Origin of the sequence: Peterkaempfera podocarpi (genome assembly GCF_042466665.1) — a bacterium.
GTDB classification, from domain to species: Bacteria; Actinomycetota; Actinomycetes; order Streptomycetales; family Streptomycetaceae; genus Peterkaempfera; species Peterkaempfera podocarpi.
The window spans coordinates 4,222,255-4,237,657 of the sequence record NZ_CP162102.1 but is presented as its reverse complement, the minus strand read 5'-3'; the positions used below and the strand labels follow the sequence as shown (position 1 = coordinate 4,237,657).

The window sequence follows — 15,403 nt, the reverse complement described above, 5'->3', positions numbered from 1 at the left end:
TCAGCGCTCCGGCTTCCCGCCCTGCGTCCGCCTCCCGCCGGGCGGGGGGCTCGCGGCCCCGGACGCCTTGGCCGCCTTGGCCGCCCGCTTGGCCTCCTGCTTGTATGCGCGTACCCGCTCCAGTGACTCGCTCCCGGTGATGTCGGCCACCGACCGGTAGCAGCCGTCCTCCCCGTACGGGCCGGCCGCCTCCCGCCAGCCCGGCGGCCTCACCCCGAGCTGCTTGCCCAGCAGCGCCAGGAAGATCTGCGCCTTCTGCATACCGAAGCCGGGCAGTGCGGTCAGCCGGCCCAGCAGCTCCTCGCCGCTGCGGGCGTCCCGCCACACCGCCGCGGCGTCGCCGCCGTAGTGGTCCACCAGAGCGCGGCAGAGCTGCTGCACCCGCCCGGCCATCGCCCCCGGATAGCGGTGCACCGCCGGTTTGGCCGACAGCAGGGTGGCGAAGGCCTCCGGGCCGCAGGCCGCCACGGCCTGCGCGTCCAGGTCGTCGCCGCCCATCCGCTGCGCGATGGTGTACGGCCCGGTGAAGGCCCACTCCATCGGGATCTGCTGGTCCAGCAGCATCCCGATCAGCGTGGCCAGCGGGCTGCGCGACAGGAGCGCGTCGGCCTCGGGCTGCTGGGCCAGCCGAAGGGTGGTGTCCATGGCGGGCCTCCCACTCGATGCCGCGTCCCGTCCGGATATGCCCCACTCTGCAACCGCCGGGGACCCCGCGCCACCGGGATCCTCCGCCGAATTCGGGCGTGGCTGTCCATCGGGGGCCGCGCCGTTCGTCGTCAGGATGAGAACGGCCGGACAGCCCGGAGAAGGAGGAGGCCGCATGGACGGTTCCGGAGTGACCGGAGCGCGGGTGGACGTGGAGCTCGTCGTCGAGGCCCCGCGGGCTCTGCTGTGGGAGCGGATCATCGATGTGACCCGCACAGCGGAGTGGAGCCCGGAGTGCGTCCACGCGGCCTGGCTGGACGCCGCTGATCCACGACCGAGGACCGGCGCTCGCTTCGAGGCCCGCAACCGGTATCCCGACGGCCAGGAGCTGGCCGTCGTCTGCCAGGTGACCGCGGTGGACCCGCCGCGCACCTTCGCCTGGTCGGTGCTCTGCGACGACGAGGACCCCGCCAGTCCCGGCTCGCTGTGGCGCTACGACCTGCTGCCGGGCGGCGCCCCCGGGCTGACGCTCGTCCGGCAGAGCTTTGTCCACGGCCCCGGGCGGACCGGGCTGAGCGTCGCAGCCGAGAGCGACCCCGCCCGTGCCGCAGCCGTTCTCGCGGGGCGTCTGGAGCAGCTGCGCCGCAATATGACCCGGACCATCGACGCGATGGTCCGTGACATCAGGGAGTCCCGGGCGACCGTGCCCGGTACCGCGGAATCACGGAGGAACCATGAAGTACATGCTGCTGATCTGCGTTGACGAGTCCGTGGAGGTGACGGCGGAGGAGGCCTCACCCGAAGCCTGGGTGAAGGAGGTGGACAGCGGCGGCGTCCGACTTTCCGGGTCCCGCCTGCGGCCGGCCCAGGACGCCACTACGGTGCGGATGCAGGACGGCGAACTGGTGGTCTCGGACGGGCCGTTCGCCGAGACCAAGGAGCAGATCGCCGGGTACGACCTGATCGAGTGCGACAACCTCGACGAGGCGATCGCGGTGGCGTCCCGGCACCCGGTCGCCAGGTTCGGCACCGTCGAGGTGAGGCCGCTCTGGGAGGAGTGAGCACCGTGGGCGCCGAGGCCGAGGCCGCAGTCGCCGATGCCTTCCGGCAGGAGTGGGGACGGGTCGTCGCCACCCTGATCCGGGTCACCGGGGACTGGGACCTGGCCGAGGAGTGTGCGCAGGACGCCTTCGCGCGGGCACTGGAGTGCTGGCCGCGCGACGGCGTCCCGCGCCGCCCCGGCGCCTGGCTCACCACCACCGCGCGCAACCGCGCCGTGGACCGGCTGCGCCGCACCGCCACCGAGGCGGTCAGGCTCAGGGAGCTGGCCGCGCTGCCGGGCCCCGAGGCGCAGGACTCCGGCGCGGGAGGCCCCGGCGGCGTACCGGACGACCGGCTGCGGCTGATCTTCACCTGCTGCCATCCGGCGCTCTCCACGGAGGCCAGGGTCGCGCTGACGCTGCGCACCCTGACCGGTCTCACCACCGCCGAGATCGCGCGGGCGTTCCTGGTGCCCGAGCCCACCATGGCCAAGCGCCTGGTGCGGGCCAAGCAGCGGATCCGCAACGCCGGGATCCCCTACCGGGTACCGCCGGCCGAACTGCTGCCGCAGCGCACCGCGGCCGTGCTGGCCGTGCTCTATCTGCTCTTCAACGAGGGCTACAGCGCCACCGCCGGGGCCGATCTGGTGCGCCGGGGCCTGTGTGCGGAGGCCATCCGGCTGGCCCGCTGCCTCGCCGGGCTGATGCCGGAGCAGCCGGAGGCGGCCGGGCTGCTGGCGCTGATGCTGCTGCACGACGCCCGGCGGGCCGCCAGGACCGACGACGCCGGGGACCTGGTGCCGCTGGAGGACCAGGACCGGGGCCGCTGGGACGCCGGGGGGATCGCCGAGGGGGTGGGCCTGCTGGACGCAGCCCTGCAACAGGGCCGGCCCGGCCCCTACCAGGTGCAGGCCGCCATCGCGGCCTGCCATGCGACCGCGGCGCGGGCGGCCGACACCGACTGGCCGCAGATCGCAGCCCTCTACGGGAGGCTGGCGGTGCTCGCCCCCTCACCGGTGGTGGAGCTCAATCGCGCGGTCGCGGTGGCCATGGCCGACGGCCCCGCCGCAGGGCTCGCCCTGGTCGGGTCGCTGGAGGCGTCCGGGGCGCTGTCGGGTTATCACCTGCTGCCCGCCACCCGGGCAGATCTGCTCCGCCGGCTCGGCCGTGCCGGGGAGGCCGCGGACGCCTACCGGGAGGCACTGGCGCTGACCGCCGCCGAGGCGGAGCGCCGGCATCTCCAGCGGCGGCTGGACGAGGTCTCCGGGCGCGGCTGACACCCCCGCGTGGCGCGTGCAGCCATGACCGTACGCGGCCCGGACCGGCGCCGGGCCGGTCCTGGTTCAGCCGTCCCCGCCCTCGCGGCCGTCGAGGCCGGACGGGGTGGAGCGGGCGTAACGGCGGGCCAACTCCGCCAGATGGGCCAGCAGTTCCGGCGGCCCGCTGACGTCGAAGTCATGGCCGAGCCGTCCCAGATGAACACCCAGTTCCTCGACCGAGTCGGCGCCGGTGTCCAGGACGCAGCTGGCCTCGTCCACCGGCTCCACCACGCCGACCGACGGATTGATCAGCCCGGCCACCACCTCGGCCGGGGCGTGCACGGTGACCCGGGTGCGATAGCGCCATGCCGCAGCCGAGGCATGGCGGGCGACATAGGCGGCCACATCCCCCTCGGGGGGTTCGCGCGGTGCGAACCGAGGACCGGTCGGCAGCCGCGGCTCGATCCGGTCGATGCGGAAGGTCCGCCAGTCGTCACGTTCGACGTCCCAGGCCACCAGGTACCAGCGCCGCCCCCAGCTGACCACCCGATGCGGTTCCACCATGCGCCGGGTGGCGGTGCCGTCATGGCTGCGGTACTCGAAGCGCAGCCGCTCACGGTCCCGGCAGACGCCGGCCAGGGTGGACAGCAGCTGCGGGTCGACCACGGGCCCGGGGCGGTCGACCGGGACCGGAACGGTGTACGCGGCCAGCGTCTGGACCCGCCGCCGGAGCCGGGAGGGCAGCACCTGCTGGAGCTTGGCCAGGACCTGGAGGGAGGTCTCCTCCATGCCCGCTATCGCGCCCGCGGTGACCGTCCGCAGCCCGACGGTCACCGCCACCGCCTCGTCGTCGTCCAGCAGCAGCGGCGGCATCGCGGCGCCGGCGGACAGCCGGTAGCCGCCCGTGGCCCCGCGGGTGGCGAGGACGGGGTAGCCGAGCTCACGAAGACGGTCGATGTCATTGCGTACCGTGCGCCCGCTCACCCCCAGCCGCTCGGCCAGCTCGGATCCGGGCCACTCCCGTGGCGTCTGGAGCAGCGAGAGGAGGCGCAGCAGTCGCGCCGAAGTTTCCAGCATGCAGTGCAGTCCATTGTCCTATTAGGAACGCCAGCTTCCTAATGAAACCCTACTCTTTTTCTCATGAACAACGAGATCTCCCCCTTCGTCATCGACATCCCGCAGGCCGAGCTGGACGATCTGCACCACCGTCTGGCCCGCACCCGCTGGAGCAGCGAGGTGCCAGGCACCGGCTGGAGTCGGGGTGTGCCGGTGGACCACCTCAGGAAGCTCGCCGAGTACTGGGCCGACGGCTTCGACTGGCGCGAGGGCGAGCAGCGGCTCAACCGCCACCCGCAGTTCACCACCGTGACGGACGGTCAGACCATCCACTTCATGCACATCCGCTCCGAGAACCCGGAGGCTGTGCCGCTGCTGCTGATCCATGACTGGCCGGGGTCCTTCACCCAGTTCTCCGAGGTGGTGGATCCGCTGGCGGAGGACTTCCATGTCGTCGTCACCTCCACCCCCGGGGTCGGCTTCTCCGGGCCGCTCAGCAGCCCCGGCTGGAACACCGGTCGGATCGCGGCCGCCTTCGTCGAGGTGATGGCCCGCCTGGGCTACAAACGCTACGGCGTGCAGGGCGGCGGCGGGGGTGCCTGGATCGCCGCCGAGATGGGCCGCCGGCAGCCCGAGCGGGTGATCGGGATCCATGTCAACGGGCTGATCACCTTCCCCTCCGAGGACCCCGCCGACTTCGCCGGACTCACCGAGGCCGAGCAGGGGCGGGTGGCAAGGCTGCAGTTCTTCCGCGACGAGATGATGGGCTTCAACGCCATCCAGTCGACCCGCCCGCACACCCTGGCCCATGGACTGAACGACTCCCCGGTGGGACAACTCGCCTGGGTGGCCGAGAAGTTCAAGGAGTGGACCGATGTCGAGACCGAGCTGCCCGAGGACGCGGTGGGCATCGACAACCTGCTGACCAACATCAGCGTCTACTGGTTCACCGGTACCGCCGGGTCCTCCGCCAACCTCTACTACGAGTCGGCGCACGACCCCGCGGCCTGGTCCCCCAAGGAGCGCGGCACCGTCCCCACCGGGGTCGCCGTCGCGCTCAGCACCGACGTCGCCGTCCGCCGGTTCGCCGAACGCGAGCACCTGGTCACCCACTGGACGGAGCTGGAGCGCGGCGGCAACTTCCTCTCCCTGGAGCAGCCCAAGGCCTTTGTGGAGGATGTCCGCACCTTCTTCCGCACGGTGCGCTGAGGCCTGCCGCAGGGGCGCCGGCCCGAGCGCCGGCGCCTCTGCGCACCCCGCTCGCGGGGGAACCGCGAAGTCCCTCCACAGGGTGCCCATGACGGCAGGTCAGGCGTAGAATCAGGCCGAGTCGATCTGTTGTTCCCGCATGTCCGCACCCGTTCCGGATTTCGGCCGCGGTGTCCGCCGCCCCTCGGGCGTCCCGGGCATGCCGCCGAAGGAAGGCCTCTGGCCTCCCCGGAACCCCCGACTGTGCGCGCATGCCCCTGGCGACGAGCTTCTCGACGCCGGACGCGGGCTGAGGCATCTCTCCGCCGACGGCCCCGCCGACAGGTTTCCTCTCCGTTGCAACGCATCTCACCACCGGTCAGTTGTTCTGCGCACCGCGGGGAAAACCATCCGAGGAGTCCTCTTGAGAGCCATCACCCCCAGTCGCTGGGGCAGGGCCGCCATGGCGGCCGTACTCACCCTGTCCGCCGCGGTCGCGGTCATGGTGAACGCAGGCAGTGCACCTGCCGACACCGGGGCCGACTGCACCGCCACGTACACCGTCTCCTGGCAGACGCCGTCCAACAACCCGCCCGACTTCGGCGTCGAGGTGAAGGTGACCAACACCTCCGCCTACCCGATCAACAGCTGGTCGGTCTCCTGGAACTACACCGCCGGCCAGGCCGTCATCGCCGGCTCGCCCTACAGCGCGAACGTGACACAGAGCGGCACCACGGTGACCGCCACCCCGCAGGGCTTCAACGCCGCCCTGGGTGTGGGCGCCAGCACCACCTGGGGCTTCCACGGCACCTTCAACGGCACCTCCAACCCAGTCCCCACGGTGAGCTGCGCCGGGCCGACCCAGGGCTCCGCCGCCGCCACCCTGTCGGGTCCGCTGGCCCCGCTGGGCGTCAACACCGCGTCCTGGGACACCGACTTCGTCGACCCCGAGATCGCGAGCTATCTCTCCAGCGCCCAGGTCGGCCTGGTCCGCTACCCCGGCGGCTCCTGGGCCGACGGCTACATGTGGCAGAACAACACCCAGGGCGGAGCAGTCCAGCCGGTGGACTTCGCGGACTACTCCAGCCAGGTCGACGCCATATCCGGCGGCCAGAAGTTCGTCACCGTCAACTACGGCTCCGACACCCCGGAGAGCGCCGCAGCCTGGGTCAACCAGTCGCACACCGCAGGCCAGGGAGTGGCGCTGTGGGAGATCGGCAACGAGGAGTACGGCTCCTGGGAGACCGACAACCACGCCAACCCGCACACTGCGGCCTCGTACGCCGCCAATGCGCTGCCGTACATGAAGGCCATCAAGGCGGCCGACCCCGCGGCCCAGGTCTGCTACGACTACGCCATGGACGGCACCCTGGCGCCGGGCGCGGGGGTGGACGGCTGGCAGAACTGGAACGACACCGTCCTCAAGGCCGACGCCTCCGCCACCGACTGCGCCGATGTGCACTGGTACCCGGTCAACGGCACACCTGCGGAGAGCGTCCAGTCGATCATGGAAACGGTCGACAACATCCCCGCAGCGGCGGCCGAGGTCAAGGCGGCACTGGCCAAGAACGACCCCACCGCCTACTTCGTGGTCGGCGAGACCAACATCTCGCAGACCGCCAACGAGTGGAACGAGGAGCCCGTCGGCGCCCTGTTCGCCGCCGCCAACACCCTGGAGTGGCTCTCCAATGGCGCCCAGAGCGTCGACTGGTGGGATGTGCACAACTACGGTGAGCAGACTGCGGACTTCGGCATGTTCTCCTCCGCCACCAAGGGCGAGCCGGCGCTGAACACCCCCTATGCGCCGTACTACGGCTATGCGCTGGCCTCAAAGCTGGCCGTGAAGGGCGCCAAGGTCGGCACCCTGGCCGTGGCCACCCCCAACATCTACGGCTACTACTCCCAGCGGCCGGACGGCAGTTACGCGGTCATGCTGGTGAACGCCGACCCGTCCCACTTGTACACGCTGGCCGGGTCGTCCCTGGGCATCGGCGGTGGTTCGGTCACCCAGTACACCTACGACAGCGCGAACCCGACGATCGCCTCCAGCACCCTCTCCGGTTCGTCGGTCGCGGTTCCGGCGGAGTCGGTGGTCGTGCTGACCACCGGCAATGGCACGGCGCCGACCTCGTCGCCGACGCCCACTCCCACGCCGACGCCGACGCCGACGCCGACGCCCACCCCGACTCCCACCCCGACCCCGACTCCCACCCCGACGCCGACGCCGACGCCCACTCCGACGTCCGGGGGCTGCCAGGTGACCTGGTCGCTGGACAACTCGTGGGGTGGCGGCTTCCAGCTCGGCCTCAAGGTGTCCAACACCGGCACCGTCGCCACCAAGAGCTGGTCGGTGGGCTATTCATGGCCCGGCGCCCAGACCGTCTCGCAGGCCTGGAACGCCACCGTGGCCCAGTCCGGGGCCGCCGTCACCCTCAGCTCCCTGAGCTACAACGGTGCACTGGCCCCGGGGGGATCGACCACCCTGGGGGTGCTCGGCACCGGCAGCGCACCGCCGTCGCTGAGCGGGCTGCGCTGCACGACCCAGTGAGGCGATGACGGACAGGGCCCGGCTGCCGTGCAGCCGGGCCCTGCTGTCGTCCCGGTACCCCCGGGACGGCCGCGGGTCAGTCGACGGCGAGGCCCGTGGGCGACGCCGGGGTACCCGCTGCGGCCGCCGCCCCGGGCTGCTCCGCGGTCGCGGCCGGAGGCAGGGGGCGGGTCCGCCAGTACCAGGACCAGCGCCGTCCCGCTCCGCCGGGCGGGCTGCGACGGATCCGGGTGTGTCCGCGGTGGACGCGGAGTCGGGCTGCGGTGACAGGGGTCGTTACCTCCGGGGCGGGTCAGGACCGGTGCTGTGTCAGCGGGACGGACACGGTGGTGCCCCGGGCCGTCGCGGCGGACCACCGGGGGTCACGGCCGACCAGTGCCAGCAGCCGGTCCAGCACCCGTGCGTCACCCGGCACCGGGAGCGGCGGCCCGATCTGGGCGTCGGGGGTGCGGCGCCGTTCGTCGTCGGGGATCAGCCGTGCGATGTCCAGGGCGGCCTGGAGTGCCCCGGCGGGCAGGTCGATGGGGATGCCGAGGGCGGCGGCGGCGTCCCAGCTGTGCACCACGTAGTCCAGGTGGTGGAAGCCGATGGCCATCGTGGCGGGGAAGGCGAAGGTGGGGTGGATCTCGGGGAGCGGGAAGGTCCGCTGCGTCACCCCGTCGGCCGCGAAGGCGGCCAGTACCTGCTTGCAGACGGCCTGGTAGGCGTCGCGGGGCCGGTCGCCGAGGGGGAGGGGCCGCCAGGTGGCCGGGTCGGCTGCGTCCGGTCCGCCGTCGGTGGCGGCCGCGGCGAAGCCGAGGTGCTGGGCGGCCATGTGGGAGACCAGGTCGTGCAGGTTCCAGCCGGTGCAGGGGGTGGGCAGGTCCCACTGGTGGTCGGCCACTGAGCGCACGATCCGCAGGGACTCCTCGACCGCGATCCGGTCGAGTTCAACGATGTCCGTGTCCATGCGTGTCCCTTCGTGGTGCTGTGAGCATCGTGGCGGGATTCCTAAGTGCGACCGATCGTACTGATACCTGGTCGATCCGTATACGGCGCCAGCTCGGAGCGGCGGCCGGTCGTCGAGATGAAAAATGAGTGAACGATCGTGCTGTAAGTACAGCTACTGTCGGCGGCGCGGCCGTGATGCAGCCGGCTGCTGGCCGACCTCCGATGGATTGCGAGTCGACGTCATGCTGAGCAGGCAAGCGAGCGAGCGGCGAGGCCGCTGACCCGTACTGCCTGCGCGACGGAGAGGCGGGGCGGCTGCTGAAGGGCCACCCGTGGATGCGGTTCGCCGTGGTCGGCGACAGTGTCGCGGAGGGGATCGGGGACCCCGTCCCGTGCTATCCGGACGAACCATGGGCCGGCGGCATCGCCCGGGAACTGACCGCCCAGCAGCCCGGTCTGCCCTGTCTCAACCTCGGCCGGCCGCAACGCCCGGCCGCCCAGGTCCGGGCCACCCGGCTGCAGACCGCGCTGGATTTCGGCCCCGACCTGGCCCTGGTCGCCTGCGGCGGCTACGACATCCTGCGCCCGGTCTTCCGTCCGGCCGCGGTGGAGGCGGAGCTCCATGCGATCGTCGCTGCGCTGTGGGGGCGCGGCAGTGAGGTGATCACCGTGAGCAGGGCCGCGTCGGGGTCAAGGGACGTCGGGCAGGGACGAGGGATCGGTGGCGACGGCGCGCAGCCGGCGCAGAATGGCGGTGGTGGCGGTGCGGTAGACGGCGGAGTCGTCGCGCAGCACCGAGTCGCCGTTGGCCAGCTCCAGGAAGGCGATGAGCTCGAAGGCCAGCAGGGTCACATCGGTGTCGGCGGCGATGTCGCCCGCCTCGATCCCCTCGGTGATCGCCTGTTCCACGAAGGCCCGCCAGTTGACCTGGGCGCCGACGACGGTGTCGTGCACCGGGCCCGGACGGGCGTCGAACTCCGCGGAGACGGAGTAGAAGAAGCAGCCGCCGGGGAAGACCCGCTGCTCGGAGTAGACCAGCCACAGGCGGCAGAGCTCCCACACCCGCGCGACCCCGGGCGGGGTGCGCCGCGCGGGCGTGACCACCTGCTCCAGGAAGACGTTGATCGCCGCGCGCACGGTCGCCAGCTGCAGCTCCTCCTTGGAGCCGAACAGGGCGAAGACCCCGCTCTTGCTCAGATTGAGTTCGCCGGCGAGCCTTCCGAGCGACAGCCCCTCCAGCCCCTCCACCGAGGCGATCTCCACCGTCCGTCGCAGGATGAGCCGCCTGGTCTGGTTGCCCCGTTCGATGCGCCCGTCGGTGCGCCCCCCCGCCATGTCGTCATCCTCGTCTTCCTGGGTGTCCGGACGGTCCGACCGGTCCGGCGACACCGACTACATTAAGTGAACGACCGTGCGCTTTAACCGCGATCGATCACAAACCCGTGTGAGCATGTCTGACGCAAGGTCAGAGCTGTGCGTTACAGGGGAAGCGTATGACTCATGCGCGGGTACGAGATCGCCGCCCGCGCCAGGCTGCCCGACAGCACCTGGGACTTCCTGGCCGGCGGCAGGGGCGTCGCACAGCGCCCAGGCCGGCACCTCGGCCGTGGAGCGGCACTCCAGGGAACAGTTCGACCCGTCCGTCGGCTGGGCGGACCTGGCCTGGCTGCGGGAGAACCGCTGCGCAACCCGGAGGCCCTGCAGGCCGCGGCCAGGGCGGGGGCGGTCCGGTGAGCGCCACCGCGCCGGGGCTATCCGCGGTGGCGCAGGTCGACCCGCACCCCGCCGCCCCCGATGCCGTGGGCGGCCACCCCGAGCACCACCGCGCCGCCGTCCAGGACGACGGCTCCCGCCGCGGTCAGCGGATCGTCCGGCAGCGGGGCCAGCACCGGCCCGCCCGCCGGACCGCCGCCAGAAGGCCCGTCGGCAGAAGGCCTGTCGGCAGAGGGCTCACCGACGGAGGGCTCACTGACGGAGAACCCACCGACGGAGGGGTCGCTGACAGGCCGTCCGCTCACAGTGAGGCGGCGCTCAGAGGGGCGGCGGCCGGACAGGGCGTCCCCCGGAAGACCGAAGGCCGGCAGCGCCATGCGGCGGCTCATGCCGCCGTCCCGCAGCCCGCTGCCGAGCGACTTGCCCACGGCTTCCTTCTGCGTCCATAGCCACAGGTAGGCGGTGTTCCGCTGATCCTGCGGCAGTGCCGCCACCCAGTCCGCCTCCTGCGGATGGAACCAGCGGCGGGCCAGGGCCGCGGCCCGCAGCGGCCGGACCGCCTCGACATCGACCCCCACCGCCACCGACCGGCCCAGCGCCACGGCGATCACCCCTCGCCCATGGCTCACACTCACCCGCAGCCCCTGCCCCGCCCCGCCCAGGACGGGCCGGCCGGCGGGCTCGTGATCCACCCGGAGCGCGGACGGCACGACACCGAGCAGCTCCGCGGCCGCTCCGACAAGGAGCGCGTGCGCCCGCTGCCGTTCGTCCGCGTCCGCAGCACACCACAACACCGTCACCGTGTCCGGGGCCAGACCCGGATGCCCTGCCATGAACCGGGAGTCAAGCACATGATCGACGAGGCCACGCAGTTCATCCTCGGCGTGCTGAAGAACATGGCCTACGACATCGGCGACGTCACCGCCGAGACCGCCCTCGGCCAGGCCTGCCGGGGGGACCGGATCGGGGAGGATCGTCGCCGACCTGATGGTGGACGCCGCCGCCCACTGCACCCGCAGCCGGCACAGCGGCAGGCCCGGGGCCAGTTCGCTCAACCCGGCCGCCTGCCCGGTCAGCCGGTCACCACAGGCAGGTCCGAGGGCAGCCCCCACTCGCTCCAGGAGCCGTCGTACACCGACAGCCCACGGAGGCCGGCCAGTTCGGCCCCCAGCGCCAGCACGCAGGCGGTGACGCCCGACCCGCAGCTGAGGACCAGCCGCTCCCGGTCCCCGGCGAGTGCGGAGAACACCGCGCGCAGCTCCGAGGCCGGCCGCATGCGCCCGTCCCGCTGGATGTCGCCGAAGGGCAGGTTCACCGCACCGGGCATATGGCCGCTCCGCAGCCCGACCCGGGGCTCGGGGGCCGTACCCGAGAACCGTTCCCGGGAACGGGCGTCGAGGACCACGGCGGCCCGATCGCCCAGGGCCGCCGCCACCTCGCTGCTGCCCACCAGCAGCCCGGGGCGGGGCCGGGCGGTGAAGTCACCAGGCCGCACCGGGGCATCCGGCCCACCGTCCGCCAGCGGCAGCCCGGCCGCCGCCCAGGCTGGCAGGCCGCCGTCGAGCACCGCGGCCCGGTCGAAGCCCATCGCCCGCAGCATCCACCAGGCCCGCGGGCCGGAGTAGACACCCGCGGCGTCGTAGACCACCACGGTGTCGGTGCCGTCCACACCGAGGGCGCGCATCTCCTTGGTGAACCGGTCGGCGGTGGGCATGGTGTGGGGCAGCGGACCGGTGCGGTCGGAGAACACCCCGTCGATGTCGAAGACCCGTGCGCCCGGGATCCGCTGCCCGGCACCCCGGTGCACGCCGACCGAGGCGTCGAGGACCACCAGCCCGGGCCTGCCCAGCCGGGGCGCCAGCCAGTCGGTGTCGACCAGTGGGCCGGGGAGCGGGCCGGGGAGCGGGGCGGGCGGTGGCGGGGCGTTGTTCACCGGTCTCCTTGCGGGGATGCCCGGCCCTGCGGCCGGGCGGTGAAGCGGGTGAGCACGGGGCTCACCCGATGGTGCCGCAGATCCCGGCCGGGACGGACCGGGGCCCGGGGCGCGGCGGCTGTGAACCGGGACACAGCAGTCCTCCGCTTGAGCAGTCTCCGTCCCTGCGGGCAGCGGGAGTTCATGGACCCGGGTTCAGCGGGCCGGCCCGGCGGTCTGCTCCTCCAGGGCTGCGATGAGCCAGTCGTGGGCGGCGCCCATGGTGGGCTCCGGCGGTCCGGACGGTGCGGCGGACAGCTCGCCCGCGAGCTGCCAGTAGCGGCCGACGACGGGATCGGCGGTCTCGGCCAGCACACTGCCGAGCCGCTGACGGAAATCGGGGGTGTCCCGCACCCCGCGTGACCCGGCGTGGGCGGCCACGAAGCAGTCGAGCGCCTCGCCCTTCTGCGGTGGCCGCTCCGCGCGAAGGTCCGCCGCGGCCAGTGCATACGCCTCACCGAGGCCGTCGTAGAGCACGGCGGGACGGTAACCCCCGTCGAGCGCGCGGGAGGCGGGCCGGCAGCGGTCGGTGCCGAGGCGGGCGTCGGAGGTGAACGCGTGCAGCCTGGCGAAGGCCAGGACCTGGGACGGGGACGGATCGGACGGCGGCTGCGGAACCGCGGCATCAAGGATCGCGGAGACCAGCCGGGCCGGGAGCCGCGGAGGCAGCACATGGCGCCAGAAGCGCGCCAGCGCCGCGGTGCTGGGTGGTGCGGCCACAGCGCCGACCAGGCGCAGCCGCTCGGCGCGCTCCGCAGCGGTGCAGTCGCGGAGCAGTTGGAGGGCGGCCTCCCGCCAGCGCAGGGCGGCCATCCGGGAGCCGAGCTCGCGAAGCTGCCCGGCGATGGCATCCTCCAACACCTCCTCCCGGTCGAGGATCCGGCCCACCTCGGAGACCGGCAGATCGAGGGTGCGCAGCGAGCGGATCAGCCGCAGCCGGTCGAGCGCCTCGGCGCCGTAGCGGCGGTGGCCCCCGCTGCTGCGTCCCGCCTCCGGCAGCAGACCGCGGTCGGAGTAGAAGCGGACGGTCTTGACGGTGACGCCCGCGCGCTCGGCGAGCTCCCCGATGCTCCACAAACCGTCGGGCGACAAGGCTTGAACCTCCCTCAGGGGGAGTTCCTACCGTACCCGTGGACGCGGAGGGCCGGTGGGGCGGACCGCGTGGACCGAGGCATGCGAGGAGACGGTCATGACGGCGTTCGTACTGGTGCCGGGCAGTTTCACCGGCGGCTGGATCTGGCAGGAGGTCGCCGATCGGCTACGGGCATCGGGGGCCGAGGTGTACCCGGTGACGCTCACCGGCGCGGGCGACCGCCGCCGTCTGGCAGGGGCAGGCACCGATCTGGAGACCCACATCGAGGACCTCACACAGCTGATCGACCACGTGGACGCCCCGGAGGTGGTGATCGTCGGCCATGACTACGGCATCCACCCGGTGCTGGGCGCCGCCGGCCGCCGCCCCGAGCGGATCTCCCGGATCGTCTACCTGGACACGGGCCTGCCCCAGGACGGCGTCCCGGCACTCGCACTGGTACCGGACCATGAGCTCCGCGACCGGCTGCTGGACCCGGCGGAGCCGACCGGGGACGACTGGCGGATCCCTCCGCCGTCACCGGACGGGTGGCAGATCTGGGGCAGCACCGCCGGCCTCCCCGCGGAGGCGCTGTCGAAGCTGTCCCGCCTGGCCGCCCCGCAGCCGCGAGCCACGCTCACCCGGCCGCTTCGGCTGACGGGAGCCGTCTCCGGGCTGCCGACGACCGGTGTCCTCTGCACCGCGAACGGGTCGACCATCGCCCGGGTCGAGGCCATGGTCGGCTTCGGGGACCCGCGCTTCAAGGCGCTCACCGAACCCGGGGTGACCTTCTTCGAACTCGACACCGGGCACTGGCCGATGCTCTCCGCCCCCGATGAGCTGACCCGCGTACTGCTGGCCGCCGCCGCAGGGGAGGGGCACCGGGTGGGCGCCCGCAGCGGCGAGCAGCCCTCGCATCTCCGCCCCTTCCTCCTGGACGTGGCGGAACGCCCTCGTGTGCGCACCGGACGGGTCGATCTCCATCTGCCCGAGGCCGAACACCCCTGCCCCGCGGTGTTGCTGGTCCACGGCGGTCCGATCCCCGCCGCCACCCGGCCCACGCCGCGCGACTGGCCGTCCCTGGTCGGCTACGCCCGCTTCGCGGCCGCGCTGGGAGCGGTCGGCGCGATCGTCGACCACCGGCTGCACGACCTCGCCGACTACGGCCGGGCCGCCGAGGATGTCGCCGAGGCGGTCGAACTGGTGCGGGCCGACCGGCGTGTCGACGGGGAGCGCATCGCGCTGTGGTTCTTCTCCGGCGGCGGGCTGCTCGCGGCGGACTGGCTCGCGGCTCCCCCGCCGTGGCTGCGGTGTGTGGCAGCGACCTATCCGGTGCTCGGGCCACTGCCGAACTGGGGGTCCATGGACCCGCGCTTCCGGCCCTCCGCCGCGGTGGGTTCCGCGGGGGGCCTCCCGATCGTGGTGACCCGGGTGGGTCTGGAGGCGCCGGCGATCGCTGCGACCGTCGAGGAGTTCCTGGCGGCGGCAGCGGACTGCAAGGCCGACGTCGAAGTGATCGATGTGCCGAACGCCCACCACGGGTTCGAGACCCTGGACCGCATCGATGAGGCGCGCGACGCAGTGGACCGGGCGGTGCGGGCCGTGGTCGGTCACCTGCAGGGCTGAGGCCTGCCCCGTACGTCCGGCGGACACGGCGTGGGAGTGGTGGAGGCCGGGGCCGGGCCGCTGATGGGGTCCGGCCCCGGCCGGTACAGGGGCGGGATCCGGATGAACGCGGGCGGATGGTTCGGGTTCCCACGGAACTGCCGACCGGACTCGATCGCATGAGCCATATCTGAACGTGCGTACGAGAAGCCTGCGCGCCGACGGGTTCCTTTCCCGGGCGTGCGGTCATCGGCGGTGCGCTGTAGCGGAGGTGGCGGAGAGTCTGCGCACAGGTGGTGATCGGGGGTGGTCGGACGACCCGCGCACGGGCCTGGATCGCGACGCCGACGCGGGCGCCGGATCCGCTGTCCGCCC

14 protein-coding genes and 1 pseudogene are annotated in these 15,403 nt (G+C 72.8%); 8 read left to right on the top strand and 7 right to left on the bottom strand.

The features are described from left to right. A complete protein-coding gene (locus AB0761_RS18580) occupies nucleotides 1–645 on the bottom strand; it encodes an HhH-GPD-type base excision DNA repair protein (protein WP_377270178.1) in 645 nt (214 codons plus the stop codon). 175 nt (nucleotides 646–820) lie between these two features. Between AB0761_RS18580 and AB0761_RS18575 the strand changes: the two genes are divergently transcribed. The 3 genes from AB0761_RS18575 to AB0761_RS18565 are packed head-to-tail and all read left to right on the top strand — an operon-like array spanning nucleotide 821 to nucleotide 2,962. Further along, nucleotides 821–1,408 (top strand): SRPBCC family protein, encoded by a 588-nt coding sequence (locus tag AB0761_RS18575; protein WP_377270177.1) that lies wholly within the window; start codon nucleotides 821–823, stop codon nucleotides 1,406–1,408. Continuing rightward, nucleotides 1,380–1,706 carry a YciI family protein gene (locus AB0761_RS18570; RefSeq protein ID WP_377270176.1) on the top strand — a complete coding sequence of 109 codons (327 nt, stop codon included), beginning with the start codon at nucleotides 1,380–1,382 and terminating at the stop codon, nucleotides 1,704–1,706. The genes AB0761_RS18575 and AB0761_RS18570 overlap by 29 nt, the downstream gene beginning before the upstream one ends. Then, on the top strand, nucleotides 1,703–2,962 hold the full coding sequence (locus AB0761_RS18565; RefSeq protein WP_377270175.1) for an RNA polymerase sigma factor: 1,260 nt from the start codon (nucleotides 1,703–1,705) through the stop codon (nucleotides 2,960–2,962). Before AB0761_RS18570 ends, AB0761_RS18565 begins: the two co-directional genes overlap by 4 nt. Nucleotides 2,963–3,028: 66 nt before the next feature. Here AB0761_RS18565 and AB0761_RS18560 read toward each other — a convergent pair whose 3' ends face one another. After that, entirely contained in the window at nucleotides 3,029–4,021 is a 993-nt protein-coding gene (locus tag AB0761_RS18560) for a helix-turn-helix transcriptional regulator (RefSeq protein WP_377270174.1), read from the bottom strand. Nucleotides 4,022–4,084: 63 nt separating this feature from the next. Here AB0761_RS18560 and AB0761_RS18555 point away from each other — a divergent pair, with 63 nt between their 5' ends. Together AB0761_RS18555 and AB0761_RS18550 are read left to right on the top strand one after the other, a co-directional pair. Then, the gene (locus AB0761_RS18555) at nucleotides 4,085–5,209 is read left to right on the top strand and encodes an epoxide hydrolase family protein (RefSeq protein ID WP_377270173.1); all 1,125 of its coding nucleotides are present in this window, start codon (nucleotides 4,085–4,087) and stop codon (nucleotides 5,207–5,209) included. Nucleotides 5,210–5,612: 403 nt separating this feature from the next. After that, nucleotides 5,613–7,736 carry a cellulose binding domain-containing protein gene (locus tag AB0761_RS18550; RefSeq protein WP_377270172.1) on the top strand — a complete coding sequence of 708 codons (2,124 nt, stop codon included), beginning with the start codon at nucleotides 5,613–5,615 and terminating at the stop codon, nucleotides 7,734–7,736. A gap of 292 nt (nucleotides 7,737–8,028) precedes the next feature. Here the strand turns inward: AB0761_RS18550 and AB0761_RS18545 are convergent, their stop codons facing one another. Next, entirely contained in the window at nucleotides 8,029–8,685 is a 657-nt protein-coding gene (locus AB0761_RS18545) for a TIGR03086 family metal-binding protein (protein WP_377270171.1), read from the bottom strand. 317 nt (nucleotides 8,686–9,002) lie between these two features. On the opposite strand from AB0761_RS18545, the pseudogene AB0761_RS18540 reads away from it, so the two are divergent. Continuing rightward, a pseudogene (locus tag AB0761_RS18540) lies at nucleotides 9,003–9,344 on the top strand (GDSL-type esterase/lipase family protein); the annotation flags it as partial. Nucleotides 9,345–9,356: 12 nt separating this feature from the next. Here AB0761_RS18540 and AB0761_RS18535 read toward each other — a convergent pair. Next, complete coding sequence (locus AB0761_RS18535) at nucleotides 9,357–10,001, bottom strand: TetR/AcrR family transcriptional regulator (RefSeq protein ID WP_377270170.1); 645 nt, start codon at nucleotides 9,999–10,001, stop codon at nucleotides 9,357–9,359. Between the two features lie 165 nt (nucleotides 10,002–10,166). Here AB0761_RS18535 and AB0761_RS18530 point away from each other — a divergent pair, with 165 nt between their 5' ends. Next, nucleotides 10,167–10,400: a hypothetical protein gene (locus AB0761_RS18530; RefSeq protein ID WP_377270169.1), complete on the top strand. Its 234-nt coding sequence runs from the start codon at nucleotides 10,167–10,169 to the stop codon at nucleotides 10,398–10,400. 17 nt (nucleotides 10,401–10,417) lie between these two features. Here the strand turns inward: AB0761_RS18530 and AB0761_RS18525 are convergent, their stop codons facing one another. The 3 genes from AB0761_RS18525 to AB0761_RS18515 all read right to left on the bottom strand — a co-directional run bounded on the left by AB0761_RS18525 (nucleotide 10,418) and on the right by AB0761_RS18515 (nucleotide 13,443). Then, nucleotides 10,418–11,434: a 4'-phosphopantetheinyl transferase family protein gene (locus AB0761_RS18525; RefSeq protein ID WP_377270168.1), complete on the bottom strand. Its 1,017-nt coding sequence runs from the start codon at nucleotides 11,432–11,434 to the stop codon at nucleotides 10,418–10,420. A 17-nt stretch (nucleotides 11,435–11,451) separates the two neighbouring features. Further along, nucleotides 11,452–12,312, bottom strand: coding sequence for a sulfurtransferase (locus tag AB0761_RS18520; RefSeq protein WP_377270167.1), 861 nt, complete (start codon nucleotides 12,310–12,312; stop codon nucleotides 11,452–11,454). Between the two features lie 195 nt (nucleotides 12,313–12,507). Next, nucleotides 12,508–13,443, bottom strand: coding sequence for a MerR family transcriptional regulator (locus tag AB0761_RS18515; protein WP_377270166.1), 936 nt, complete (start codon nucleotides 13,441–13,443; stop codon nucleotides 12,508–12,510). A 97-nt stretch (nucleotides 13,444–13,540) separates the two neighbouring features. Here AB0761_RS18515 and AB0761_RS18510 point away from each other — a divergent pair, with 97 nt between their 5' ends. Continuing rightward, a complete protein-coding gene (locus AB0761_RS18510; RefSeq protein ID WP_377270165.1) occupies nucleotides 13,541–15,049 on the top strand; it encodes an alpha/beta fold hydrolase in 1,509 nt (502 codons plus the stop codon). The last annotated feature ends 354 nt before the right edge of the window (nucleotides 15,050–15,403 follow it).

Coding starts and splice junctions, on each gene's coding strand:
- AB0761_RS18580 (WP_377270178.1), bottom strand. CDS start 645: ATGGACACCACCCTTCGGCTGGCCCAGCAGCCCGAGGCCGACGCGCTC.
- AB0761_RS18575 (WP_377270177.1), top strand. CDS start 821: ATGGACGGTTCCGGAGTGACCGGAGCGCGGGTGGACGTGGAGCTCGTC.
- AB0761_RS18570 (WP_377270176.1), top strand. CDS start 1,380: ATGAAGTACATGCTGCTGATCTGCGTTGACGAGTCCGTGGAGGTGACG.
- AB0761_RS18560 (WP_377270174.1), bottom strand. CDS start 4,021: ATGCTGGAAACTTCGGCGCGACTGCTGCGCCTCCTCTCGCTGCTCCAG.
- AB0761_RS18555 (WP_377270173.1), top strand. CDS start 4,085: ATGAACAACGAGATCTCCCCCTTCGTCATCGACATCCCGCAGGCCGAG.
- AB0761_RS18545 (WP_377270171.1), bottom strand. CDS start 8,685: ATGGACACGGACATCGTTGAACTCGACCGGATCGCGGTCGAGGAGTCC.
- AB0761_RS18535 (WP_377270170.1), bottom strand. CDS start 10,001: ATGGCGGGGGGGCGCACCGACGGGCGCATCGAACGGGGCAACCAGACC.
- AB0761_RS18530 (WP_377270169.1), top strand. CDS start 10,167: ATGCGCGGGTACGAGATCGCCGCCCGCGCCAGGCTGCCCGACAGCACC.
- AB0761_RS18510 (WP_377270165.1), top strand. CDS start 13,541: ATGACGGCGTTCGTACTGGTGCCGGGCAGTTTCACCGGCGGCTGGATC.